This is a genomic window from Streptomyces sp. NPDC048643 (assembly GCF_040650615.1).
In the GTDB taxonomy this organism is placed as follows: Bacteria; Actinomycetota; Actinomycetes; order Streptomycetales; family Streptomycetaceae; genus Streptomyces.
The window spans coordinates 248845-272933 of the sequence record NZ_JBEZHO010000003.1; the positions used below are offsets into that span (position 1 = coordinate 248845).

A 24089-nucleotide genomic window follows, 5' to 3' on the forward strand; every position below is an offset into this window, starting at 1 on the left:
AGGAGGCCCGCTAAATGGCACGGCGATACGACACCAACGACGCGACCGACCGCACCACCGGTCTGCGCGAGGCAGCGTCCGCCGTCCGCCGTGGCGAACTGGTGGTCCTCCCGACGGACACCGTCTACGGCGTCGGCGCCGACGCGTTCACCTCCGAGGCCGTGGCCGACCTGCTCGACGCCAAGGGCCGGGGCCGCAACATGCCCACCCCCGTCCTCATCGGCTCCCCGAACACCCTGCACGGCCTCGTCACGGACTTCTCCGAGCTGGCCTGGGAGCTCGTCGACGCGTTCTGGCCCGGAGCCCTCACGCTCGTCGCCAAGCACCAGCCGTCCCTCCAGTGGGACCTCGGCGACACCCGCGGCACGGTGGCGATCCGCATGCCGCTGCACCCCGTCGCCATCGAGCTCCTCACCGAGGTCGGCCCGATGGCCGTCTCCTCCGCCAACCTCACGGGCCACCCCTCCCCGGAGACCTGCGACGCCGCGCAGGACATGCTCGGGGACTCCATCTCGGTCTACCTGGACGGCGGCCCCACCCCGGGCAACGTGCCCTCCTCGATCGTCGACGTGACCGGCAAGGTCCCCGTGCTGCTGCGCGCGGGCGCCCTGTCGGCGGAGGAGCTCCGCAAGGTCGTACCCGACCTCGAGGTGGCGAATTGACAGCCCCTGCCTCCTCCCGGCCCCCCGCTCCGCTCGACCAGGGGGCACCCCCATGCGTGGCATAGGCACGGGGATCACGGGGACCGACGGGTCCCCCAGGGAGTCCTTCCGCATCCTCCACGTCAGCACCGGCAACGTGTGCCGCTCGCCGATCACCGAGCGGCTGACCCGGCACGCCCTCGCGGACCGGCTCGGCGACCCCCGGTGGGGCGGCCTCATCGTGGAGAGCGCCGGCACCTGGGGCCACGAGGGCGCCCCCATGGAGGCCAACGCCGCGACCGTCCTCGCCGACTTCGGCGCGGACCCCTCCGGTTTCGTCGGGCGTGAGCTGCTCGACGACCACGTCATCCGCGCCGACCTCGTCCTGACGGCCACCCGCGACCACCGCGCCCAGGTCATCTCCATGGGGCACTCGGCGGGCCTGCGCACCTTCACCCTGAAGGAGTTCACCCGCCTCGTCCGCGCCATAGACCCGGCGACCCTGCCGCCCCTGGAGCACGGCGTCGTCGAACGAGCCGTCGCCCTGGTGCGCGCCGCCGCCGCGCTGCGCGGCTGGCTGCTGGCCCCGACGGCGGAGGCGGACGAGGTGTTCGACCCCTACGGGGCGCCGCTGCCGTTCTTCCGGTCCATCGGCGACGAGATCAACGAGGCGCTCGACCCGGTCGTCACCGCGCTGACGGGGGTACGCGCCCGGACCTGACACCAGGCGCTCCGGGAGCCTGACACCAGGCGTCGCAGGGCCCGCGGTTCTACATTGGACGTAGCGCGCGTCCCCGCCGAGCCCGGAGTCCCCCATGCCGGTCACCCAGATGCCCGAAGCGGATGTCCTCCTGCGCCAGGATCCCGAGATGGCGGAGATCCTGCGCGGTGAGCTGGACCGGCAGTCGACGACCCTCCAGCTGATCGCCGCCGAGAACTTCACCTCCCCCGCCGTACTCGCCGCGCTCGGCTCCCCGATGGCGAACAAGTACGCCGAGGGATACCCCGGCGCCCGCCACCACGGCGGCTGCGAGGTCGTGGACGTCGCCGAGCGCGTCGCCGTCGACCGCGCCAAGTCCCTGTTCGGCGCCGACCACGCCAACGTGCAGTCCCACTCGGGTAGTTCGGCCGTCCTCGCCGCGTACGCCGCGCTGCTGCGCCCCGGTGACACCGTGCTGGCGATGGGCCTGTCCTCCGGCGGTCACCTCACCCACGGCTCGCCCGCGAACTTCTCCGGCCGCTGGTTCGACTTCGTCGGATACGGGGTCGAGGCGGAGACCGGACTCATCGACCACGAACAGGTGCGCGCGCTGGCCCGCGCCCACCGCCCCAAGGCCGTCGTCTGCGGATCGATCTCCTACCCCCGGCACATCGACTACGCCTTCTTCCGGGACGTCGCAGACGAGGCCGGCGCCTATCTGATCGCGGACGCCGCCCACCCCATCGGACTCGTCGCCGGGGGAGCGGCCCCCAACCCGGTGCCGTACGCCGACGTCGTGTGCGCGACGACCCACAAGGTGCTCAGGGGGCCGCGCGGCGGCATGATCCTGTGCGGGGGCGAGCTGGCCGAGCGCGTGGACCGAGCGGTCTTCCCGTTCACCCAGGGCGGCGCGCAGATGCACACCATCGCGGCGAAGGCCGTCGCGTTCGGCGAGGCGGCAACCCCGGCGTTCACGGCGTACGCCCATCAGGTGGTCGCGAACGCGCGGGTGCTGGCCGCCGGACTGGACGCGGAGGGGCTCGCCGTCACCACCGGCGGCACCGACACCCACCTCGTCACCGTGGATCCGGCGCCGCTCGGTGTCGACGGGCGCACCGCGCGTGGGCGGCTCGCCGCGGCCGGTATGGTCCTCGACACGTGTGCGCTGCCCCACGGCGACCCCCGTGGCCTGCGGCTGGGCACCGCGGCGCTGACCACCCAGGGGATGGGCCAGGCAGAGGCCGCGCGGGTCGCCGTACTGATCGCCGGAGTGCTGCGGGAAGAGATCGACGTCAAGCGGGCCCGTGAAGAAGTGCGGGAGCTGACCGGAATATTTCCCCCATATCCGGACTGACTGCGGGTACATGTGCACAGGTGCACAGCCACTCGTGCAACCATCGTCGCTACCCGGAAGTCCCCAACCATATGCGTGCATCGCTAGGGTGTGGGGCTGTGATGGCCAGCGAGACCTGTGGGGAAGCCCGTGCGTGAATACCTGCTGACGCTCTGCATCACGGCCGCGGTGACGTATCTGCTGACAGGGCCGGTACGGAAGTTCGCGATCGTGGCCGGAGCCATGCCGGAAATCCGTGCGCGCGACGTGCACCGTGAACCCACGCCGCGGCTCGGCGGCATCGCGATGTTCTTCGGCCTGTGCGCCGGTCTGCTGGTCGCGGACCACCTGACGAACCTCAACGAGGTCTTCGCCAACTCGAACGAACCGCGTGCCCTGCTCTCCGGAGCCGCGCTGATCTGGCTGATCGGCGTACTGGACGACAAGTTCGAGATCGACGCCCTGATCAAGCTGGGCGGCCAGATGATCGCCGCCGGTGTGATGGTGGTGCAGGGTCTGACGATCCTGTGGCTGCCGATCCCGGGCGTCGGACTGGTCGCGCTGACCCAGTGGCAGGGCACGCTGCTGACGGTGGCGCTCGTCGTCATCACGATCAACGCGGTCAACTTCGTGGACGGCCTCGACGGACTGGCCGCCGGTGTGGTGTGCATCGCGTCCGCCGCGTTCTTCCTGTACGCCTACCGGATCTGGTACTCGTACGGCATCGAGGCGGCCGCCCCGGCGACCCTGTTCGCGGCGATCCTGATGGGCATGTGCCTGGGCTTCCTGCCGCACAACATGCATCCCGCGCGGATCTTCATGGGCGACTCCGGCTCGATGCTCATCGGACTGGTGCTGGCCGCCGGCGCGATCTCCATCACGGGGCAGATCGACCCCGACGTGATGAACCTCTTCTCCGGTTCCGAGCGCAACACCGTGCACCAGACCGTGCCCGTGTTCATCCCGCTGCTGCTGCCGCTCACGATCATCGCGATCCCGGCCGCCGACCTGGTGCTCGCGATCGTGCGGCGCACCTGGCGCGGACAGTCGCCGTTCGCGGCGGACCGCGGGCACCTGCATCACCGTCTCCTGGAGGTCGGCCACTCGCACAGCCGCGCTGTGCTGATCATGTACTTCTGGTCGGCGCTGATCTCGTTCGGCGCCCTCGCCTACTCGGTCAACTCCGGGGCCATGTGGAGCGTGCTGGCCATCGCGGCACTCAGCGCGGTCGGTCTGGTGCTGCTCCTGCTGCCGCGCTTCACACCCCGTGCCCCGCGTTGGGCGGAGCACCTCCTGCCGCCGCGCTACCGCCGTCGCAGGGCCGCCGCCGCGGCCGCTGTGGCGGGGGCGCCGGTCACGCACGAGACGGCGGTCACGGACGGGCCGGACGAGGCGCGCGAACACCGTGCCGCGGCGGTCGCCGGAGTCTCAGGAGTCAACGGGGCAACGGCAATTGGTGCCCGTTCGCGACTCCTGGACCGGCGTGAGGCCGAGTCGTCGCGCTGACGTGAAGGTAAGAATCTGACTAACGCGTGACCAAGTCGTGGGGGAGCAAAGGCTCCCAATACCAGACAAGTTGGCCGCTTGGGTGCGCAGACGCGCACTGTCACTCTCATGTGTGACAGTGAGCACACCAACCAGGTAAAGACCTCATCAAATAGTTTGTGATACGGTTCACGAGAACCCGGGACAGAGCCGAAGGACCCTAGTGCGACGGTCCCTTGGCGTGAGGTTCTCTCTCCACCCGGGACTACGCTCGTCCATGACGACACCCTGCCCCCCCGAGCAAGCGGAGTTGCCGCCATGCCGTCCAATGACGCCCGGATTCTCCTTCAAGCCGCTGTACCCACAGCTGCCGTCGGCGCGATTGCCGCCGCGGTCGGTGGTGTGGTCGCCGGCGGCAAGGGAGCGATCGGGGCGGTCGTCGCGACGCTGGTCGTGATCCTCTTCATGGGGCTCGGTCTCTACGTTCTGCAGCGCACCGCCAAATCGCTTCCGCACCTGTTCCAGGCGATGGGTCTCTTGCTCTACACGGCGCAGATTCTTCTGCTGTTCATCTTCGTCGCCGCGTTCAAGAACACGTCGCTGTTCAACCCCAAGTCCTTCGCGCTCACCCTGGTCGCCACCACGCTCGCGTGGATCGGCGCACAGGCGCGTGCCCACATGAAGGCCAAGATCCTCTACGTCGAACCCGAGTCCTCGAAGGGCGACAAGCCCGAGAAGACAGGGCACTCGTCGTGAACGGTAGGGCCGGGATAAGTGCGCGTAAGAGATCCTGCTATCGTCCGGTGCCAACTGCGGCATCGCGGGCGCGGGCATCTGAGCTGACGCCTGCTCAATCGCGAGGCTTGATGCCCCACAGCCGCCCCCACATCCGTAACACCAGTCCAGTGCCGAACCGCGGCTGTGCGCCGCGCCGACACAACGAGGTTGCCGTACCTATGCGCCACGCTGAAGGAGCCCGCGGTGAGTGCTGACCCGACGCAGGTGCTCGCCTTCGAGACCGACTGCCACATCTTCGACGGCTGTGGCTTCCCGGCTCCCGGCCTGCACTCGTTCCTGTTCGAGCCCCTCTGGGGCGACGGTGACAGCAACGTCTACTTCAACAAGACGATGCTCCTGGCGCTGCTCGGTTCGATCGTCATCGTCGGCTTCTTCTGGGCCGCCTTCCGTAAGCCGAAGGTCGTCCCGGGCAAGCTGCAGATGATCGCCGAGGCGGGCTACGACTTCGTCCGTCGTGGCGTCGTCTACGAGACGATCGGCAAGAAGGAAGGCGAGAAGTACGTTCCACTGATCGTCTCGCTGTTCTTCTTCGTCTGGATGATGAACCTCTGGTCGATCATCCCGCTCGCCCAGTTCCCGGTCACCGCGATCATCTCGTACCCGCTGGTGCTGGCCCTGATCGTCTATGTCCTGTGGGTCTCGCTGACCTTCAAGCGGCACGGCTTCGTGGGCTTCTTCAAGAACGTCACCGGATACGACAAGTCGCTCGGCCCGGTTCTGCCGCTCGCCATGGTCATCGAGTTCTTCTCGAACCTGCTCGTCCGCCCGTTCACGCACGCGGTGCGACTGTTCGCGAACATGTTCGCGGGCCATACGCTCCTGCTGCTGTTCACGATCGCCAGCTGGTACCTGCTCAACGGCATCGGCATCGCGTACGCGGGCGTCTCGTTCATCATGACCCTCGTCATGACCGCGTTCGAGCTGTTCATCCAGGCCCTGCAGGCCTACGTCTTCGTCCTGCTGACCTGCACCTACATCCAGGGCGCACTGGCCGAGAACCACTGAGCGCCTCCCCTCTCGACCCCGCAGTCGTCCGGTGGCCAACCCCCACCGGTCCGTAAAGAAAAGGAAGAACTGGCATGTCCCAGACCCTTGCCGCTGTCTCCGGCTCGCTCGGCTCGATCGGTTACGGCCTCGCGGCCATCGGCCCCGGCGTCGGCGTCGGCATCATCTTCGGTAACGGCACCCAGGCCCTCGCCCGTCAGCCTGAGGCCGCCGGTCTGATCCGCGCCAACCAGATCCTCGGCTTCGCCTTCTGTGAGGCGCTCGCCCTCATCGGTCTGGTCATGCCGTTCGTCTACGGCAAGTGATCTTCGGATCCACGACAGCCCACTAGACGAAAGGCACTGACATGAGCCAGCTGCTCATTCTGGCGGCCGAGGAGACGGAAAACCCCCTCGTCCCGCCGATTCCCGAGCTTGTCATCGGCCTGCTCGCCTTCGTCATCGTCTTCGGCTTCCTGGCCTGGAAGCTTCTCCCGAACATCAACAAGGTTCTGGAGCAGCGTCGCGAGGCCATCGAGGGCGGTATCGAAAAGGCCGAGGCCGCTCAGACCGAGGCCCAGAGCGTTCTTGAGCAGTACAAGGCTCAGCTCGCCGAGGCCCGTCACGAGGCCGCGCGCCTGCGCCAGGAGGCACAGGAGCAGGGCGCCACGCTCATCACCGAGATGCGCGCGGAAGGCCAGCGGCAGCGCGAAGAGATCATCGCCGCCGGTCACACGCAGATCGAGGCGGACCGCAAGGCCGCGTCCCAGGCGCTGCGTCAGGACGTCGGCCACCTGGCCACCGACCTGGCCGGCAAGCTGGTCGGCGAGTCCCTCGAGGACCACGCCCGCCAGAGCCGTGTCATCGACCGTTTCCTCTCCGAGCTTGAGGAGAAGGCCGAGGCGGCTCGATGACTGCGCACGGAGCGAGCCGCGAGGCAACCGCAGCCGCACGTGAGCGTCTCGACGCGCTGACGGACTCCACGTCCGTGGACGCGGCGCAGCTCGCCGACGAGCTGGCCGCGGTCACCGCGCTGCTCCACCGCGAGGTGTCGCTGCGTCGGGTCCTCACCGACCCGGCGCAGCCCGCCGAGGCCAAGGCCGAGCTGGTCCAGCGCCTGCTCGGCGCCCAGGTCAGCGGTACCACCGCCGACCTGGTCACCGGCATGGTGCGTTCCCGCTGGTCGCAGCCCCGCGACCTGGTGGACGCGCTCGAGGAGATCGCCGCGACCGCCGACCTCACGGCGGCCCAGCGTGCGGGTGCGCTCGACGATGTCGAGGACGAGGTGTTCCGCTTCGGCCGGATCGTCTCCTCGAACACCGAGCTGCGCGCCGCGCTGACCGACCGCGCCGCCACCACGGCGGCCAAGAGCGAGCTGCTGCGCAGCCTGCTCGGCGGCCGGGCCAACGTGACGACCGAGCGTCTGGTGACGCGCCTTGTGACCGCGCCGCGCGGACGTAGCCTGGAAGCGGGACTCGAGTCCCTGTCCAAGCTCGCCGCCGAGCGCCGCAACCGCATGGTCGCCGTGGTCACCTCGGCGGTGCCGCTGAGCGACGGCCAGAAGCAGCGCCTCGGCGCCGCGCTGGCGAAGCTCTACGGCCGCCCGATGCACCTGAACCTCGACGTGGACCCCGATGTCCTCGGCGGGATCCGGGTGCAGGTCGGTGACGAGGTCATCAACGGTTCGATCGCGGACCGTCTCGAGGACGCCACTCGCCGTATGGCGAGCTAGCAAGCCCACAAGCAGTACGCAATTACGGCCCATGTTGGGCCGTGCAGAGGATTCACCTCTTTCAGGGGGGAGTCCCCATCCCCCCAAGTGAAACTTCGGGCCCAACAAGGAGAGCAGGGAACCCAGATGGCGGAGCTCACGATCCGGCCGGAGGAGATCCGGGATGCGCTGGAGAACTTTGTCCAGTCGTACAAGCCGGACGCGGCCTCGCGCGAGGAGGTCGGTACGGTCACCGTCGCCGGCGACGGTATCGCCAAGATCGAGGGTCTCCCCTCGGCCATGGCGAACGAACTGCTGAAGTTCGAGGACGGCACTCTCGGCCTCGCGCTGAACCTGGAAGAGCGCGAGATCGGTGCGGTCGTCCTCGGCGAGTTCAGCGGTGTCGAGGAGGGCCAGCCGGTGCAGCGCACCGGTGAGGTGCTGTCCGTCGCCGTGGGCGAGGGTTACCTCGGCCGCGTCGTCGACCCGCTCGGCAACCCGATCGACGGCCTCGGCGAGATCGAGACGTCCGGACGACGCGCCCTCGAGCTGCAGGCCCCGGGCGTCATGGTCCGCAAGTCGGTGCACGAGCCGATGGAGACGGGCTACAAGGCCGTCGACGCGATGACCCCGATCGGCCGTGGCCAGCGTCAGCTGATCATCGGTGACCGCCAGACCGGCAAGACCGCCCTGGCTGTCGACACGATCATCAACCAGCGCGACAACTGGCGCTCGGGCGACACGAAGAAGCAGGTCCGCTGCATCTACGTCGCCATCGGTCAGAAGGGTTCCACCATCGCCTCCGTGCGTGGTGCGCTCGAAGAGGCCGGCGCGCTGGAGTACACGACCATCGTCGCCGCCCCGGCGTCCGACCCGGCCGGCTTCAAGTACCTGGCGCCGTACACCGGTTCGGCCATCGGTCAGCAGTGGATGTACGAGGGCAAGCACGTCCTCATCATCTTCGACGACCTCTCGAAGCAGGCCGACGCCTACCGCGCCGTGTCCCTGCTGCTCCGCCGCCCGCCGGGGCGCGAGGCCTACCCCGGTGACGTCTTCTACCTGCACTCCCGTCTGCTGGAGCGCTGCGCGAAGCTCTCCGACGACCTGGGCGCCGGTTCGATGACCGGTCTGCCGATCGTCGAGACCAAGGCGAACGACGTGTCGGCGTTCATCCCGACCAACGTCATCTCCATCACCGACGGCCAGTGCTTCCTGGAGTCCGACCTGTTCAACGCCGGCCAGCGTCCGGCCCTGAACGTCGGTATCTCGGTCTCCCGCGTCGGTGGCTCCGCCCAGCACAAGGCGATGAAGCAGGTCTCCGGCCGGCTTCGCCTCGACCTCGCCCAGTACCGTGAGCTGGAGGCGTTCGCCGCCTTCGGTTCCGACCTGGACGCCGCGTCGAAGTCGCAGCTGGAGCGCGGTCAGCGTCTGGTCGAGCTGCTCAAGCAGGCTCAGTACCAGCCGATGCCGACCGAGGACCAGGTCGTCTCCGTCTGGGCCGGTACGACCGGCAAGATGGACGACGTTCCGGTCGAGGACGTCCGCCGCTTCGAGAAGGAGCTCCTGGAGTACCTGCACCGCAAGGAGCAGGGCCTCATGACCTCCATCAAGGAGGGCGGCAAGATGTCGGACGACACGCTCACCGCCGTCGCGGACTCGATCGCGGACTTCAAGAAGCAGTTCGAGACCTCGGACGGGAAGCTTCTCGGCGAGGACGCTCCGGCCGCGGCCAAGTGACGTAAGGAAGGGACCTGACTCATGGGAGCCCAGCTCCGGGTCTACAAGCGTCGCATCCGATCCGTCACCGCGACCAAGAAGATCACCAAGGCGATGGAGATGATCGCCGCCTCGCGTGTCGTCAAGGCGCAGCGCAAGGTGGCGGCCTCCGCGCCGTACGCGACCGAGCTCACGCGCGCGGTCACGGCGGTCGGTACCGGTTCGAACACCAAGCACCCGCTGACCACGGAGGCGGAGACGGCGACCCGTTCCGCGGTGCTGCTCCTCACGAGCGACCGCGGTCTGGCCGGCGCCTTCAACTCCAACGCCATCAAGGCCGCCGAGCAGTTGACGGCGCGCCTCGAGGCCGAGGGCAAGGAGGTCGACACGTTCATCGTCGGCCGCCGCGGTCTGGCCCACTACAACTTCCGCGAGCGCAAGGTCGTGGAGTCGTGGTCGGGTTTCACCGACGAGCCCACCTACGCGGACGCGAAGAAGGTTGCGGGTCCGCTCATCGAGGCCATCGAGAAGGAGACGGCGGACGGCGGCGTGGACGAACTCCACATCGTCTACACCGAGTTCGTCTCGATGATGACGCAGTCGGCTGTCGACAGCCGGTTGCTGCCGCTCCGCCTCGAAGAGGTCGCGGAGGAAGCGCCCAAGGGCGAGATCCTTCCGCTGTTCGAGTTCGAGCCGTCGGCGGAGGACGTCCTTGACGCCCTGCTGCCGCGCTACGTCGAGAGCCGTATCTACAACGCGCTGCTCCAGTCGGCTGCCTCCAAGCACGCCGCCACGCGCCGCGCGATGAAGTCGGCGACCGACAACGCGGGAGACCTGATCACCACGCTCTCCCGACTTGCCAATGCGGCCCGCCAGGCCGAAATCACCCAGGAAATCAGCGAGATCGTCGGTGGCTCCGCAGCCCTTGCCGACGCGACCGCGGGGAGTGACAAGTAATGACGACGACTTCTGAGACGGCCGTTGCCACGGGCCGCGTCGCCCGGGTCATCGGCCCGGTCGTCGACGTGGAGTTCCCCGTCGACGCGATGCCGGACATCTACAACGCCCTTCACGTCGAGGTGGCCGACCCGGCCAACGCCGGCGAGAAGAAGACGCTGACCCTGGAAGTCGCCCAGCACCTGGGTGACGGCCTGGTCCGCACGATCTCCATGCAGCCCACCGACGGTCTGGTCCGCCAGGCCGCGGTCACCGACACCGGTTCCGGCATCACGGTCCCCGTCGGTGACTTCACCAAGGGCAAGGTGTTCAACACCCTCGGTGAGGTTCTGAACAGCGACGAGAAGTACTCGGGCGAGCGCTGGTCCATCCACCGCAAGGCCCCGCGCTTCGACGAGCTCGAGTCGAAGACCGAGATGTTCGAGACCGGCGTCAAGGTCATCGACCTCCTCACCCCGTACGTCAAGGGTGGAAAGATCGGTCTGTTCGGTGGTGCCGGTGTCGGCAAGACGGTGCTCATCCAGGAGATGATCTACCGCGTCGCCAACAACCACGACGGTGTCTCCGTGTTCGCCGGTGTCGGCGAGCGCACCCGTGAGGGCAACGACCTCATCGAGGAGATGTCCGAGTCGGGCGTCATCGACAAGACCGCGCTTGTCTTCGGTCAGATGGACGAGCCCCCGGGCACCCGTCTGCGCGTGGCCCTCGCGGGTCTGACCATGGCGGAGTACTTCCGCGATGTGCAGAAGCAGGACGTGCTGTTCTTCATCGACAACATCTTCCGCTTCACGCAGGCCGGTTCCGAGGTCTCGACCCTGCTCGGCCGTATGCCCTCCGCGGTGGGTTACCAGCCGAACCTGGCCGACGAGATGGGTCTCCTCCAGGAGCGCATCACCTCGACCCGTGGTCACTCGATCACCTCGATGCAGGCGATCTACGTCCCCGCGGACGACCTGACCGACCCGGCCCCGGCCACCACGTTCGCCCACCTCGACGCGACGACGGTTCTCTCCCGTCCGATCTCCGAGAAGGGCATCTACCCGGCCGTGGACCCGCTGGACTCCACGTCCCGCATCCTGGACCCGCGCTACATCGCGGCGGACCACTACGCCGCCGCCATGCGGGTGAAGTCGGTCCTCCAGAAGTACAAGGACCTCCAGGACATCATCGCGATCCTCGGTATCGACGAGCTGGGCGAAGAGGACAAGCTCACCGTCCACCGTGCCCGTCGCGTGGAGCGCTTCCTGTCCCAGAACACCCACGTCGCCAAGCAGTTCACCGGCGTCGACGGGTCGGACGTCCCGCTGGACGAGTCGATCGTGGCCTTCAACGCGATCATCGACGGCGAGTACGACCACTTCCCGGAGCAGGCGTTCTTCCTCTGCGGTGGTATCGAGGACCTCAAGGCCAACGCCAAGGAACTCGGCGTCTCCTGAACCTCGTGTTCTGAATGAGGGGGGAGGGGCCGCGCCTCGCGGGGTGCGGTCCGTCCCCCTCCGTTCGCCTACTAGACTTTGACCCAACACCCGGCAGCAACGCCGGGTGGTGACCCGAGGAGCCCACCTTGGCTGCTGAGCTGCACGTCGAGCTCGTCGCCGCGGACCGCAGTGTCTGGTCCGGCGAGGCCACCCTGGTCGTCGCGCGTACCGCGTCCGGCGACATCGGCGTCATGCCCGGTCACCAGCCGCTTCTCGGTGTGCTGGAGTCGGGCCCGGTGACCATTCGTACGAGCGATGGCGGAACGGTCATCGCCGCGGTGCACGGGGGATTCATCTCGTTCGCCGACAACAAGCTGTCGCTGCTGGCCGAGATCGCCGAGCTGTCGGAAGAGATCGATGTCCAGCGTGCGGAGCGGGCGCTCGAGCGCGCGAAGTCGGACGCCGACGCGTCCGCCGAGCGTCGCGCGGACGTTCGCCTGCGTGCGGTGTCGACGCGCTGACGACCGTGCGACCCCAGGCCCTTAGGCGCTGGGGCCGCACTGTGTGAAGCTTTGCCTCAGCCGCGGCTGGGACCGGATCACTCCGGCCCTGGCCGCGGCTGAGGCAAATCCGGAAGTTTTTTCTTTTCCGTTACCTAGGAGACGAGGAGGTCGGTGTCGATGGTCCTCGCTCTGACTGTGTGCGGAATCGTAGTGGCGCTCGTGGTGGTGGGGCTGTTCGTCTTCGGGCTCCGCCGCCGGCTGATCCAGCGTTCCGGCGGAACGTTCGACTGCAGCCTGCGCTGGGACGTCCCCGAGAAGGGCGACGCCGGCGGCAAGGGCTGGAGTTATGGAGTCGCCCGCTACAACAGCGACCGCGTCGAGTGGTACCGCGTCTTCTCCTACGCCCCCCGGCCGCGCCGCGTTCTCGAACGCTCGGCGATCGAGGTGGCCGGCCGCCGTGCCGCCGAGGGCGAGGAGGAACTCGCGCTGCTCTCCGACGCGATCATCCTGACCTGTGTCCACCGCGGTACGCGTCTCGAACTGGCGATGAGCGAGGACGCGCTCACCGGCTTCCTCGCGTGGCTGGAGGCGGCACCGCCCGGCCAGCGCGTGAACGTCGCCTGACCCGTACGCCCGCCCGGTCGTTGCCGCTCGGGCCGCCGGAAAAGAGAGCCGCGGACAGACCCGGAGGTCTGCCCGCGGCTTTCGTGCGAGGTGGTGCGGGGGGTCAGCTCAGGCCGCTGTTGATGGCGCTGACGAGTTCACCGTTGCTGGTGTCGCCGCTGAACTCCCAGAAGAACGCGCCGCCCAGACCCTGGGTCTTGGCCCACGCCATCTTCGTGCCGATGGTGGTCGGGGTGTCGTACGACCACCAGTTGCTGCCGCAGTGCGCGTACGCCGTGCCGGCGATGGTGCCGGTGACGGGGCAGGACGTCTTGAGGACCTTGTAGTCCTCGTTGCCCGGCTCGTACGTGCCCGGCGCGGGGCCGGTGGCGGTGCCGCCCGGGGCGTCCTGGGTGACGCCGGTCCAGCCGCGCCCGTAGAAGCCGATGCCGATCAGCAGCTTGCTGGCCGGCACGCCCTTGGACTTGAACTTGGCGATCGCGTCGGCGGTGGTGAAGCCGGCCTGCGGGATGCCGCTGTACGAGGTGAGCGGGGAGTGCGGGGCGGTCGGGCCGTCCGCGTCGAACGCTCCGAAGAAGTCGTACGTCATCACGTTGTACCAGTCGACGTACTGCGCGGCGCCCGCGTAGTCGGCGGCGTCGATCTTTCCGCCCGAGGTGCCGTCGGCCGTGGTGGCGGCGGTGACCAGGTTGTTCGTGCCGAACTTGGCGCGCAGCGCCTGCATGAGGTTCTTGTAGGCCGCGGCACCGCTGGTGTCGCAGGTCAGACCACAGGCGTTCGGGTACTCCCAGTCGATGTCGATGCCGTCGAAGACGTCGGCCCAGCGCGGGTCCTCGACCAGGTCGTAGCAGGACTGCGCGAAGGCCGCCGGGTTCTTGGCCGCGTCGCCGAAGCCGCCGGACCAGGTCCAGCCGCCGAAGGACCACAGCACCTTGATGTTCGGGTACTTGGCCTTCAGCTCACGCAGCTGGTTGAAGTTGCCGCGCAGCGGCTGGTCCCAGGTGTCGGCGACGCCGCTGACCGACTGGTCGGCGGTGAAGGCCTTGTCGTAGTCGGCGTAGGAGTCGCCGATCGCGCACTTGCCGCCGGTGACGTTGCCGAAGGCGTAGTTGATGTGCGTGATCTTGGCGGCCGAGCCGGACGTCACCAGGTTCTTGACGTTGTAGTTGCGGCCGTAGATGCCCCACTCGGTGAAGTAGCCGAGCTTGACGGCGTTGCCGGTGGGCGGGGGGGTGGTGCCGCCGCCGGTGGTGTGCACGGAGACCGCGCCGCTGACCGGACCGGTCTGGTCTGCGGTGTCACGGGCCTGGACCGTGTACGAGTAGTCGGTGCCGGCGGTCAGGCCGGTGTCCGTGTACGAGGTGGTCGTCACGGTCGCGACCTTGGTGCCGCCGCGCAGGACGTCGTAGTTCTTGACGCCCTTGTCGTCGGTGGCCGCGCTCCAGGAGAGCTTCACCGAGGTGTCGGTGACGGCCGAGGAGGTGGGCGTACCGGGCGCGGAGGGTGCGCTGTCGCCGGGGACGGTGGGGCCGCCGTCACAACTGCCGCCGTTGAGCGTGCAGTTGGTGGGCGAACCGGAGCCGGCGCCGTTGAAGCCGAAGGAGAGGGAGGCGCCCGCGGCGAGGGTGCCGTTGTAGGACTTGTTCTTGGCGGTCCAGTGGTTGCCGGAGTGGGTGACGTCCGAGTCCCACGCCGAGGTGACGGACGTGCCGGTGGGGAAGTCCCACTCGATGGTCCACGAACTGATGGCGGCGGTGCCGGTGTTCTTGACGGTCCACTGGCCGCCGAACCCCGTGCCCCAGTCCTGGGTCTTGGTGTACGTCGCGGTGGCGCTGGTGGCCGCCTGTGCGGGGCCCGCGAGGCCGACGAGTGCGGCGAGGGGGAGGAGCAGGGTGGTGAGCCCCGCCACGGTTCTGTGTCTGGCTCTCTGCCGGAAGCGCATGATGCCTCTCCTCTTTCGTCTGGTGCCTCCGGGGCGCCGTGACGAGCGGAGGGACCGCGACCGTGCTCAGCCCGGTGGGCGTGCGCGCGCTCGCGCTCCCGCCGCCCGGCGCCCCCTAGGCCGGGGGTGTCGTGGGCATGGCTAAGCGCAGTGCGGCGAGAATAGAAAGGTCTGGACCACGGGTCAATAGGTCTGGACCAGTGCAATGTGCCGGGAGCGATCACTCAACTCCGTTGGGAGGAGGGTCGCTTGGGACCGGCCCCCGGTGTCCGGCGGTGCCGGCAGGCGGGCTGACGTGCACGCTCGGTCGTTCGGTGTCGCCGGCGGTGCCGCGACGCACGGGTGCCGCAGGTCTGTCCCCGCCCGGCAAAAAACTCCGGGCCGTTCTTCGCCAGGGGGCAGCCGTGACCCCTCGCCCGTCCTTCTCGGCGAGGGGTGCTCTTCGGTTCGGCTCGGGTTCTACCGCTCCCCGCCCGGGACCCACAGCACGTCACCGGTGTCCTTGTTGGCCGTGCGCGCCAGGATGAACAGGAGGTCCGAGAGACGGTTGAGGTAGGTGGCGGTGAGCGGGTTCATCGCCTCGCCGTGGACCTCCAGCGCCGACCAGGTCGAACGCTCGGCACGGCGGACGACCGTGCACGCCTGGTGCAGGAGGGCCGCGCCCGCGGTGCCGCCGGGCAGGATGAAGGAACGGAGCTTCTCCAGCCGCTCGTTGAAGCGGTCGCAGTCCGCCTCCAGCTTGTCGACGTAGAACTGCTCCACGCGCAGCGGCGGGAACTGCGGGTCCTCGACCACCGGTGTCGAGAGGTCCGCGCCCACGTCGAACAGGTCGTTCTGGACTCGGGTGAGGACCTCGACGACCTCCGCCTCCAGGCCGCCCAGCGCGATGGCGGTGCCGATCACCGCGTTCGCCTCGTTGGCGTCGGCGTACGCCGAGATCCGCAGGTCGGTCTTGGCGACCCTGCTCATGTCACCGAGGGCGGTGGTGCCCTGGTCGCCGGTCCGGGTGTAGATGCGCGTCAGGTTGACCATGGGGTCAGCCTAGTTACGCGCCGACCCTGCGGAAGACCCGTGTGCCCACTGTCACGGCGAGTGTGGCGAAGCCGAGGGCCACCAGGACGCCGTACAGCATGTGCGCGGTCGCGTAGGAGCCGACGTACGCGTCGCGTACCGCGTCCACCAGGTAGCGGAACGGCATGAAGTGCGAGAGCACGTCCAGCCAGCCGGGGGCCAGCGCCATCGGGAGCATCAGGCCGGACAGCAGCATGGACGGCATCGTCAGCGCGTTCACGGCGGGTCCGAACTCCTGCGGCGTGCTGACCTTCAGTGCGAGGGCGTACGACAGCGAGGCGAGCGAGACGGTCAGCAGGGCGACGAAGGCGAAGCCGATCAGGATGCCGGCGAGCGGGGCGCGCAGTCCCATCACCAGGGCCGCCAGGACCAGCAGCACTGCCTGGAGGACGAAGACGGCGGCGTCGCGCAGCACCCGGCCGAGCAGCAGCGCCAGCCGGCTCACGGGGGTGACGCGCATGCGTTCCACGATGCCCAGGTTCTTCTCGATGATGATGGTGAACCCGGCGAACGCGGCGCCGAACAGGCCGAGTTGGAGCAGCAGGCCGGGGACGAGGACCTGCCAGGAGGTGCCCCGGGAAGCGAGGGGCAGACCGGTCAGGAGCGGTCCGAAGAAGAACAGGTACAGCAGCGGCATCAGGACGCCGAAGAGCATCGCGAAGCGGGAGCGCAGGGTCTGGCGGGCGTAGCGCCCGAAGATCAGCGCGGTGTCGTGGAGAAGCATCGGTCCTCGGTCCTGTTCGGCGGGGCGGTCGGCGGCGGGGCGGTGTCAGACGGCCACGGGCGTGGCGTCGGCCGGTTCGGGGCCGCGTCCGGTGATGGCGAGGAAGGTGTCCTGGAGCGTCGCGTCGGGGGAGCCGCCGTGCGCCCGCTTCAGCGCGCCGGGCGTGCCGTCGGCGACCACCACGCCCCGGTCGACGATGACCAGCCGGTCGGCGAGCGCGTCCGCCTCGTCGAGGTAGTGGGTGGTGAGGAAGACCGTGGTGCCGTGGGTGTCGCGCAGCCCGCGTACGAGGTCCCAGAGGTCGGCGCGGCCGGCGGGGTCGAGTCCGGTCGTCGGCTCGTCGAGGAAGAGCACCACGGGCCGGTGGGTGAGGCCGAGCGCGATGTCCAGGCGCCGCCGCCGGCCGCCGGAGAGCGTGGAGGTGCGGCGGTCCATGAGGTCGGTGAGGCCGAGTTCGTGGGCCAGTTCGTCGGCCCGCTCGACCGCGCGCGGCCGGGGCAGCCGGTACAGCCGTCCCTGGGTGACGAGCTCCTCCCGCACGGTGACGTGCGGGTCGACGCCGCCCGACTGGGCGACGTAGCCGCAGGCGCGGCGCACGCCCGCCGGGTCGCCGACGAGGTCGCATCCCGCGACGGTCGCGGCGCCGCCGGTGGGGGCGAGCAGGGTGGTGAGCATCCGGAGCGTGGTGGTCTTGCCCGCGCCGTTGGCCCCGAGGAGGCCGAGGATCTCGCCGGGCCGCACCGTGAGGTCGATGCCGCGGACCGCCTCCACCGGCCCCCGCTTGGTCGCGAAGGTGCGGGCCAGTCCGGCCGTACTGATGATTGCCATGCCGCCAGAAAAACAGAGTCTCTTTAATTTTGCAATGACCCCAAGATTTCAGCGGGCCCAGTGAAAGTTACGATGCGGACATGGCGGAAGGGCTCAGGGAGCGGAAGAAACGGCAGACGCGGCAGTACATCTCCGACGTCGCCACGGGGCTGTTCCTGGAACGGGGCTTCGACGCGGTGACCGTCGCGGAGATCGCGGACGCCGCGGACGTCTCCGTGAACACCGTCTACAACTACTTCCCGGCCAAGGAGGACCTCTTCCTCGACCGCTCCCGGGGCGTCGTCGACCGCCTCGCCGGCTGGGTCCGCGGCCGGGCGAAGGGTGAGTCGGCCGCCGCCGCGGTCCTGCGCGAACTGCGCGACGAGGTCCAGGCGGTCTCTCCGCGGCTCGGACTGATGACCGGGTACGCCCGTTTCATGGAGGTCATCCAGGACGCGGCCGCGCTCCGCTCGCGGCTGTGGGCGATCGGCCAGGAGATCCACGTCAACCTGGAGGAGGCGCTGCGCGAGGGAACCGGAGCGGCGCCCGAGGACCCGCTGCCGGGCCTGGTCGCCGGCCAGATCAACTGGGTGCATCAGACCGTCATGTCGGTCATCGGCCGGGAGATGATGGCCGGCCGCAATCCGGACGAAGTGTCACGCGAGGTGCTTCTCCTCCTCGACGACATGGAGGACCTGTTGAGCCCCAAGGTGCTCAACTACGCCGTACGGGCGGTCGAATGACCCGTGCCGGTGTGATGTCCGTCAGATGAGACGTGACGCGCGTTACTTACCGGTCACACAGGCGCACCCGGGCGCTAGGGTCCGCCGGGAGAGCAACTCATTCAGCGTGTTGAGGGAGTCGGAGTGGCACGGAAGCTCGCCGTCATCGGAGCCGGACTCATGGGGTCCGGCATCGCCCAGGTCTCCGCGCAGGCGGGCTGGGACGTCGTCCTGCGCGATGTCACCGACGCGGCGCTCGGCCGTGGCCTCGACGGGATCAAAGCCTCGTACGACAAGTTCGTGAGCAAGGGCAAGCTGGAGGCGGCCGACGCCGAGGCGGCGCTCGCGCGCATCACCGCGACCACCGACCTGGACGCGGCGTCCGACGCGGACATCGTCGTCGAGGCCGTCTTCGAGAAGCTCGAGGTCAAGCACGAGATCTTCCGCGCCCTCGACAAGATCGTGCGCCCCGACACCGTGCTCGCCTCGAACACCTCCGCCATCCCGATCACCAAGATCGCGGCGGCCACCGAGCGCCCGGAGCGCGTCGTCGGCGTGCACTTCTTCTCGCCGGTGCCGATGATGCAGCTCGTCGAGCTGGTCCGCGGCTACAAGACGAGCGACGAAACACTGGCCACCGCGCGGGAGTTCAGCGAGTCGGTCGGCAAGACCTGCATCGTCGTCAACCGCGACGTCGCCGGCTTCGTGACCACCCGTCTCATCTCGGCCCTCGTCGTCGAGGCGACCAAGCTGTACGAGTCGGGCGTGGCCACCGCCGAGGACATCGACCTCGCCTGCCGGCTGGGCTTCGGTCACGCGATGGGACCCCTCGCCACCGCCGACCTCACGGGCGTCGACATCCTGCTGCACGCCACCGGCAACATCTACACCGAGACCCAGGACGAGAAGTTCGCGCCGCCCGAGCTGATGCGCCGGATGGTTGACGCCGGTGACATCGGGCGCAAGAGCGGGCAGGGCTTCTACAAGCACTGAACGATCACCGCGGCGACGGACGACCCCGTCGCCGCATTCGGCACGAAACCGCACGCGCCTCTCGGGTGTCACCCCATGAGGTGAATTCGGTATCGGTTCGCTTACAGACGGCAACCTCTGCGGCCCTCAGGCAGTCAGACGGTGCACAACATACAGACGCGAAGACGCGGTAACAGACACACGCGGAGTTACGAGACGCATTCTCGGGGAGCGCATATGTACATCAGGGGCGACCACGCCGAGCTGGTCGTCGGGGGCCGCCTCGACGTACGCAGCGCGGCGGACGCCCGCACGGTCCTGCACACGGCCGTCGACGACGGAGTCGGCGACCTCGTGCTGGACCTGTCCGAGCTGGACTCCTGGGACGCCACCGGGCTCGGTGTCATCATGGGGGCCCACCGACGCGCCGGGCGGTGCGGCAGACGGCTCGTGCTGCGCGGGGTCCCACCGCAGATGCAGCGCCTGCTGGTGGCCACCCGGCTGCACCGGATCCTGGCGATCGAGGGTGGTATCGGGGTCGAGTCCCTGCCCCGCGTCTGACCCGGGCGAGCACCTCACCGCGCCGCGTGAGCGACCGCGTCCGCGCCCTGACCGGCGTGGGAAACGCATCCCGTGCACAATCCTCACGAAGCTGTGACGGTTCGGACGGCGCGGTACCCCGCCTGTTCGTAGATACTGTGCGAAGGTTTAGGGTTCGGCTGCCCGCCGCCTGAAACCCTACGAGCGGGCACCGGACCAGAAGCGACAGCGCGGTGTGCAGCACGGCCGGGAGGGCTTGGCACACGACGCTTTTGGGGGGCTTGGAACATGGACCCGACCAACCGGGGACCCGAAGAGTACGGCCATGACGACGACGGCCAGGCGCCTCGCCCGCGCCCGCCGCGCGACCCGCTCGCCACCGACCTGGGCCAGCACGCACCCGCCCTCGTCCGCACGGTCCAGCTCGTCTCGGGCGACTTCCTGCTCACGGTCAACCCCGTCGACGGCAGCGAGATCGAGAACTGCCCGCCGCACGAGCGACCGCAGCCGCCGGTGAAGCACGGCGCCGCCGCACGCGCCGAACTGGCCCGCGCGGCCCGGCCGCCCGTGCCGCCCGGCCCCGCGCAGCCCCGGCTGCCCCTCCTGGAACGCCAGGAGGAACGCGAGCGGCTCGTCCGTCTCCTCGCCCGCGGCCGCTCCATACGACTCACCGGACCCTCCGGATCCGGCCGCACCGTGCTGCTCGACGCCGTCGCCGACGACTGCGCGGACCTCGCCCCCGACGGCGTCGTCCGCCTCTGCGGCCACCGGCGCACCGCGGCCGACCTGCTCCACGACCTCTTCGCGGCCGTCTACGACGCCCCGCTCCACCGCCCCGACCGCGACGAACTGCTGCTCCTCGTCCGCGACGTCGGCGCCGTGGTCGTCGTCGACGACATCGAGATCGGCGGCAGCGCCCTCGACGAACTCCTCGACGCCACCCCCGAGTGCGCGTTCGTCGTCGCCGCCACCCCCGACGTGCCGGCACCCTCCGGCGAGGCCCTCCTCGAAGAGGTCGTCCTCGGCGGACTCGACCGCAGCGGCGGCCTCGAACTCCTCGAACGCTCCGTCGGACGCGTCCTGACCGAGGAGGAGTCGAACTGGGCGGGCGACCTCTGGTTCGAGTCCGAGGGACTGCCCCTGCGCTTCATGCAGGCCGGCGCCCTGCTGCGCCAGCGCGACCGGCTCCAGGCCGGCGAGGACGCCCTCGACGAGTACGGCGTCTTCCAGGAGGTCCCGGACGACGCGCCCTTCGAGGCCGGCGACGCCCACGACGTGGCGCTGCCCTCCCTCGCCGAGGGCGCCGCACCCGCCGCGCTGCTCGCCTCCCGGCTCAGTGAGTCGGCCCGCGCCACACTGCGCTTCGCCGTCGCGCTCGGCGGCGAGGTGCCCCACCAGGCCCACCTGCCCGCCCTCGTGGGCGACACCCACGCCGACGCCGCGCTCGCCGAACTCGCCGGGTGCGCGCTGATCTCCCCGGTCGGCTCCCGCTACCGGCTCGCCGCCGGCGTGCAGGCGCAGCTCGAGGCCTCCGGATACACGGACACCCTGGACGAGCAGGCCCTCGCCGCCGCCCAGCACTACACCTGGTGGGCCGGACACCCCTCGGTCACCCCGGAGCGCGTCTGCGCCGAGGCCGACGCCGTCCTCGCCGCGCTCACCTGTCTCGTGCCCGGCACCACCGCGCCGCTCGACGACGAGGACGAGAGCCCCGCCGTCCGACTGGCCCGCACGGCCGGACCCGCCTTCGCCGCCGGGCTGCACTGGAGCGCCTGGGAACGCGCCCTGCGCTCCGGCGCCGAGGCCTCCCGGCTCTCCGGCGAGGTCGGAGAACAGGCCTACTTCCACCACGAGTTGGGCGTCCTCGCGCTCTGCGGCGGCCAGCTGGACCGGGCCCGCGCCGAGCTGGAGGCCTCCATAGGCCTGCGCGGCGCCCTGGCCGACAAGCGCGGCACCACGGCGGGCCGCCGCGCCCTCGCCCTGGTCGCCGACCGCTCCGGAACCCCGTACGCCATCGGCGGACCCACCGCGGGGGAGGAGGTGCCGGACGCGCGGCACGAGGAGTCGATGTCGCCGCCCGGGGGCGTCCCGACGCCGTTCCCCACGGTCGTCGACACCTCCGGCGGCACCGTGACGGTGCTCGCCCACCCCGCCGACCCGGGCTTCCCCGCGGACAAGCGACAGAGCGTCGCCGGACGCCTGGTCACCGGCACCCGGCGCAACCTGGTCGCCGCGGGCGCCGGCGCGCTCCTCGTCGCCGTGCTCGGCACCGTGGTCACGCTCGGCGCGACCTCGAACCACGACAGCGACACCCCGTCCGAGAAGGTCGGCGTCAACCCGTCGGCCAGTCAGGGCAGCGAGGACGACAGCCTCGGCGCCGACAAGGCGAAGAAGGCCGGCGACTCCCGTCCCACCGCCGGCACCCCGGCCGCGCCCACCGACCCCGGGCCCGACGGGACGTACGGCACGACGGACGATCCGACGCCCACCGCCACGGCCACGGGCGGGCCCTCCGACGAACCGACCGGCACCCACACCTCGGGCAAGCCGTCGAAGTCGCCGAGCCCGTCCAAGTCGGCCACGAAGTCGCCCAAGCCGCCGTCCTCCCCGAAGCCGTCGGACAGCACCTCTCCGACGCCTTCGGACAGTGGCTCGCCCTCTCCGTCGGCGACGGAGTCGACAGAGCCGTCCACCTCGGACTCCGCGAGCGGCCCCGTGACGAGCGGCGCGCCCGCGAGCACGTCGGCCGGGGTGCCGGAGAGCAGCGGACCGGCGAGCGGCGCCGCGGGATCGCCCAGCGGCGCGGTGATCTGACCGCGGGCCGTACGACATGAGGGAGGGCCGGGTCCTGTGACGGACCCGGCCCTCCCTCGTCGTGCGTACGGGCGGGGCGCGGCGTGTGGCCCGCGAGCCGGCGTGCGGGTCAGAACAGGCGCAGCTTGTCGTCCTCGATGCCGCGCAGGGCGTTGTAGTCCAGGACCGTGCAGCCGATGCCGCGGTCGGTGGCGAGGACCCGGGCCTGCGGCTTGATCTCCTGGGCTGCGAAGATGCCGCGGACCGGCGCGAGGTGCGGGTCGCGGTTCAACAGCTCCAGATAGCGCGTGAGTTGCTCCACGCCGTCGATCTCGCCGCGCCGCTTGATCTCCACGGCGACCGTCGCGCCGTCGGCGTCCCGGCACAGGATGTCGACCGGGCCGATGGCCGTCATGTACTCGCGGCGGATGAGGGAGTAGCCCTCACCGAGCGTCTCGATGCGGTCGGCGAGCAGCTCCTGGAGGTGCGCTTCCACGCCGTCCTTGATCAGGCCGGGGTCCACACCGAGTTCGTGCGAGGAGTCGTGGAGGACCTCCTCCATCGTGATGATGAGCTTCTCGCCCGCCTTGTTGACGACGGTCCAGGTGCCCTCCTCGTCGCCGGAGCCCTCCTTCAGCGTGCAGGGCGGAGACATCCAGTTGAGGGGCTTGTAGGCCCGGTCGTCCGCGTGGATCGAGACGCTTCCGTCCGCCTTCACGAGGATGAGGCGCGGGGCCGACGGGAGGTGGGCCGTGAGCCGGCCCGCGTAGTCCACGGAACAGCGGGCAATGACGAGACGCATGGTCGGCAACGCTACTCGACCCGCGGTGGTGCACGCGATTCTCCCGCCCCACTCGCACCACCGATCGACCCGGAACGCGTGCTTCGCGCCTTTTGTTCTCGCGGTCGTCGGGTTCAGGCCGGTCGGACGCGGGTGGACCATCCCATTGATCCTGAAGCCTCCGCGTTCGGGGGTGGCTGATTGTCGGCCTACTGGTGGTTCGCTATGTGCCCATTCTCCTGGTGCCGTCACCTGGCGTTGCTTACCGTATAAGCGGGAGGTCGTGACGCGTGTACTCAGCGTGTCTGACATCGCGAACTTCCCGTCCCTGTCCGGCAACCCCCGAGGTCTGGGGGTGCGAGAGGAGAACCCATGTCGCTCGACGTCTCACCGGCCCTACTCCAACAGGCCGAGCGAGGCGAGGTCGACGAAGCTGAATTCGTCGACTGCGTCCGGACCTCCCTGCCCTATGCGTGGGAGATGATCAGCTCCCTGGTGGCCCAGCTGAAGGTCGACGGCGGCAACTTCGCCGACAACCAGACGCCCCCGCCGGACGAGCAGGCGCGTGGCCAACTGCTGCGTGCGCTCGCGAGTGACGCGATACGCGGCGCGCTGCAGCGGCACTTCGGCGTGCGGCTGGCCTTCCAGAACTGCCACCGGGTGGCGGTGTTCCCGCTGGACGACTCGGTGGACGACACGCTGGCACGCTTCACCTCGGTTCGCAGTCAACTGCTGAACCAGTCCCCGGAGTTCAGGGACTGCTGACGCGCTGACACCGCTTGGCTTGCCGCTCCGTCCGCAGGAGGTGCTCTGGTACCGGGGCGGCAGGCCCACCGCGCGTCCGGTCCGTCGAGCCGGACCGCGACCG

General features: G+C 69.6%; 24 protein-coding genes. 19 read left to right on the forward strand and 5 right to left on the reverse strand.

Annotated elements, in window-relative coordinates:
• Nucleotides 1-14: 14 nt before the first annotated feature.
• From AB0C62_RS04920 to AB0C62_RS04985, 14 genes are all read left to right on the forward strand, one after another.
• Nucleotides 15-662, forward strand: a complete 648-nt coding sequence (locus AB0C62_RS04920; RefSeq protein ID WP_362969645.1) for an L-threonylcarbamoyladenylate synthase — start codon at nt 15-17, stop codon at nt 660-662.
• A gap of 52 nt (nt 663-714) precedes the next feature.
• Nucleotides 715-1362: a protein-tyrosine-phosphatase gene (locus tag AB0C62_RS04925; RefSeq protein ID WP_081219445.1), complete on the forward strand. Its 648-nt coding sequence runs from the start codon at nt 715-717 to the stop codon at nt 1360-1362.
• 94 nt (nt 1363-1456) lie between these two features.
• Nucleotides 1457-2695, forward strand: coding sequence for a serine hydroxymethyltransferase (gene glyA / locus AB0C62_RS04930; protein ID WP_362969646.1), 1239 nt, complete (start codon nt 1457-1459; stop codon nt 2693-2695).
• Between the two features lie 129 nt (nt 2696-2824).
• Nucleotides 2825-4180, forward strand: coding sequence for an MraY family glycosyltransferase (locus tag AB0C62_RS04935; protein WP_362969647.1), 1356 nt, complete (start codon nt 2825-2827; stop codon nt 4178-4180).
• Nucleotides 4181-4477: 297 nt separating this feature from the next.
• Complete coding sequence (locus AB0C62_RS04940) at nt 4478-4915, forward strand: hypothetical protein (protein WP_362969648.1); 438 nt, start codon at nt 4478-4480, stop codon at nt 4913-4915.
• A 225-nt stretch (nt 4916-5140) separates the two neighbouring features.
• Entirely contained in the window at nt 5141-5962 is an 822-nt protein-coding gene (gene atpB / locus AB0C62_RS04945) for a F0F1 ATP synthase subunit A (RefSeq protein WP_081219449.1), read from the forward strand.
• 74 nt (nt 5963-6036) lie between these two features.
• On the forward strand, nt 6037-6267 hold the full coding sequence (gene atpE, locus AB0C62_RS04950; RefSeq protein ID WP_024884520.1) for an ATP synthase F0 subunit C: 231 nt from the start codon (nt 6037-6039) through the stop codon (nt 6265-6267).
• A gap of 41 nt (nt 6268-6308) precedes the next feature.
• Nucleotides 6309-6854, forward strand: coding sequence for a F0F1 ATP synthase subunit B (locus tag AB0C62_RS04955; RefSeq protein ID WP_164371801.1), 546 nt, complete (start codon nt 6309-6311; stop codon nt 6852-6854).
• Entirely contained in the window at nt 6851-7672 is an 822-nt protein-coding gene (locus AB0C62_RS04960) for a F0F1 ATP synthase subunit delta (RefSeq protein ID WP_362969649.1), read from the forward strand. The genes AB0C62_RS04955 and AB0C62_RS04960 overlap by 4 nt, the downstream gene beginning before the upstream one ends.
• Nucleotides 7673-7798: 126 nt before the next feature.
• On the forward strand, nt 7799-9388 hold the full coding sequence (gene atpA / locus AB0C62_RS04965; protein WP_081219452.1) for a F0F1 ATP synthase subunit alpha: 1590 nt from the start codon (nt 7799-7801) through the stop codon (nt 9386-9388).
• A gap of 21 nt (nt 9389-9409) precedes the next feature.
• Nucleotides 9410-10324: a F0F1 ATP synthase subunit gamma gene (locus AB0C62_RS04970; RefSeq protein WP_362969650.1), complete on the forward strand. Its 915-nt coding sequence runs from the start codon at nt 9410-9412 to the stop codon at nt 10322-10324.
• Nucleotides 10324-11760, forward strand: a complete 1437-nt coding sequence (gene atpD / locus AB0C62_RS04975; protein ID WP_362969651.1) for a F0F1 ATP synthase subunit beta — start codon at nt 10324-10326, stop codon at nt 11758-11760. Before AB0C62_RS04970 ends, atpD begins: the two co-directional genes overlap by 1 nt.
• 128 nt (nt 11761-11888) lie before the next feature.
• Nucleotides 11889-12263: a F0F1 ATP synthase subunit epsilon gene (locus AB0C62_RS04980; RefSeq protein ID WP_362969652.1), complete on the forward strand. Its 375-nt coding sequence runs from the start codon at nt 11889-11891 to the stop codon at nt 12261-12263.
• Nucleotides 12264-12422: 159 nt separating this feature from the next.
• On the forward strand, nt 12423-12869 hold the full coding sequence (locus AB0C62_RS04985) for a DUF2550 domain-containing protein (RefSeq protein ID WP_362969653.1): 447 nt from the start codon (nt 12423-12425) through the stop codon (nt 12867-12869).
• Nucleotides 12870-12972: 103 nt separating this feature from the next.
• On the opposite strand, the gene AB0C62_RS04990 is transcribed toward AB0C62_RS04985, so the two are convergent.
• The 4 genes from AB0C62_RS04990 to AB0C62_RS05005 form a co-directional block, all read right to left on the reverse strand.
• Entirely contained in the window at nt 12973-14811 is a 1839-nt protein-coding gene (locus AB0C62_RS04990) for a glycoside hydrolase family 18 chitinase (RefSeq protein WP_362969654.1), read from the reverse strand.
• A gap of 459 nt (nt 14812-15270) precedes the next feature.
• Nucleotides 15271-15843, reverse strand: coding sequence for a cob(I)yrinic acid a,c-diamide adenosyltransferase (locus tag AB0C62_RS04995; protein ID WP_362969655.1), 573 nt, complete (start codon nt 15841-15843; stop codon nt 15271-15273).
• 13 nt (nt 15844-15856) lie between these two features.
• On the reverse strand, nt 15857-16606 hold the full coding sequence (locus AB0C62_RS05000; protein WP_362969656.1) for an ABC transporter permease: 750 nt from the start codon (nt 16604-16606) through the stop codon (nt 15857-15859).
• A 45-nt stretch (nt 16607-16651) separates the two neighbouring features.
• Complete coding sequence (locus AB0C62_RS05005; RefSeq protein ID WP_362969657.1) at nt 16652-17434, reverse strand: ATP-binding cassette domain-containing protein; 783 nt, start codon at nt 17432-17434, stop codon at nt 16652-16654.
• An 80-nt stretch (nt 17435-17514) separates the two neighbouring features.
• On the opposite strand from AB0C62_RS05005, the gene AB0C62_RS05010 reads away from it, so the two are divergent.
• The 4 genes from AB0C62_RS05010 to AB0C62_RS05025 all read left to right on the forward strand — a co-directional run bounded on the left by AB0C62_RS05010 (nt 17515) and on the right by AB0C62_RS05025 (nt 22461).
• Nucleotides 17515-18156, forward strand: coding sequence for a TetR/AcrR family transcriptional regulator (locus tag AB0C62_RS05010; protein ID WP_362969658.1), 642 nt, complete (start codon nt 17515-17517; stop codon nt 18154-18156).
• Nucleotides 18157-18279: 123 nt separating this feature from the next.
• Entirely contained in the window at nt 18280-19128 is an 849-nt protein-coding gene (locus AB0C62_RS05015; protein ID WP_362969659.1) for a 3-hydroxyacyl-CoA dehydrogenase family protein, read from the forward strand.
• Between the two features lie 216 nt (nt 19129-19344).
• Nucleotides 19345-19668 carry an STAS domain-containing protein gene (locus tag AB0C62_RS05020; protein WP_053753244.1) on the forward strand — a complete coding sequence of 108 codons (324 nt, stop codon included), beginning with the start codon at nt 19345-19347 and terminating at the stop codon, nt 19666-19668.
• A 267-nt stretch (nt 19669-19935) separates the two neighbouring features.
• Nucleotides 19936-22461, forward strand: coding sequence for an ATP-binding protein (locus tag AB0C62_RS05025; RefSeq protein ID WP_362969660.1), 2526 nt, complete (start codon nt 19936-19938; stop codon nt 22459-22461).
• A gap of 109 nt (nt 22462-22570) precedes the next feature.
• Here AB0C62_RS05025 and nucS read toward each other — a convergent pair whose 3' ends face one another.
• Entirely contained in the window at nt 22571-23242 is a 672-nt protein-coding gene (gene nucS, locus AB0C62_RS05030; protein WP_164371790.1) for an endonuclease NucS, read from the reverse strand.
• A gap of 351 nt (nt 23243-23593) precedes the next feature.
• On the opposite strand from nucS, the gene AB0C62_RS05035 reads away from it, so the two are divergent.
• Nucleotides 23594-23986, forward strand: coding sequence for an SCO5389 family protein (locus AB0C62_RS05035; RefSeq protein WP_266762851.1), 393 nt, complete (start codon nt 23594-23596; stop codon nt 23984-23986).
• Nucleotides 23987-24089 lie beyond the last annotated feature (103 nt).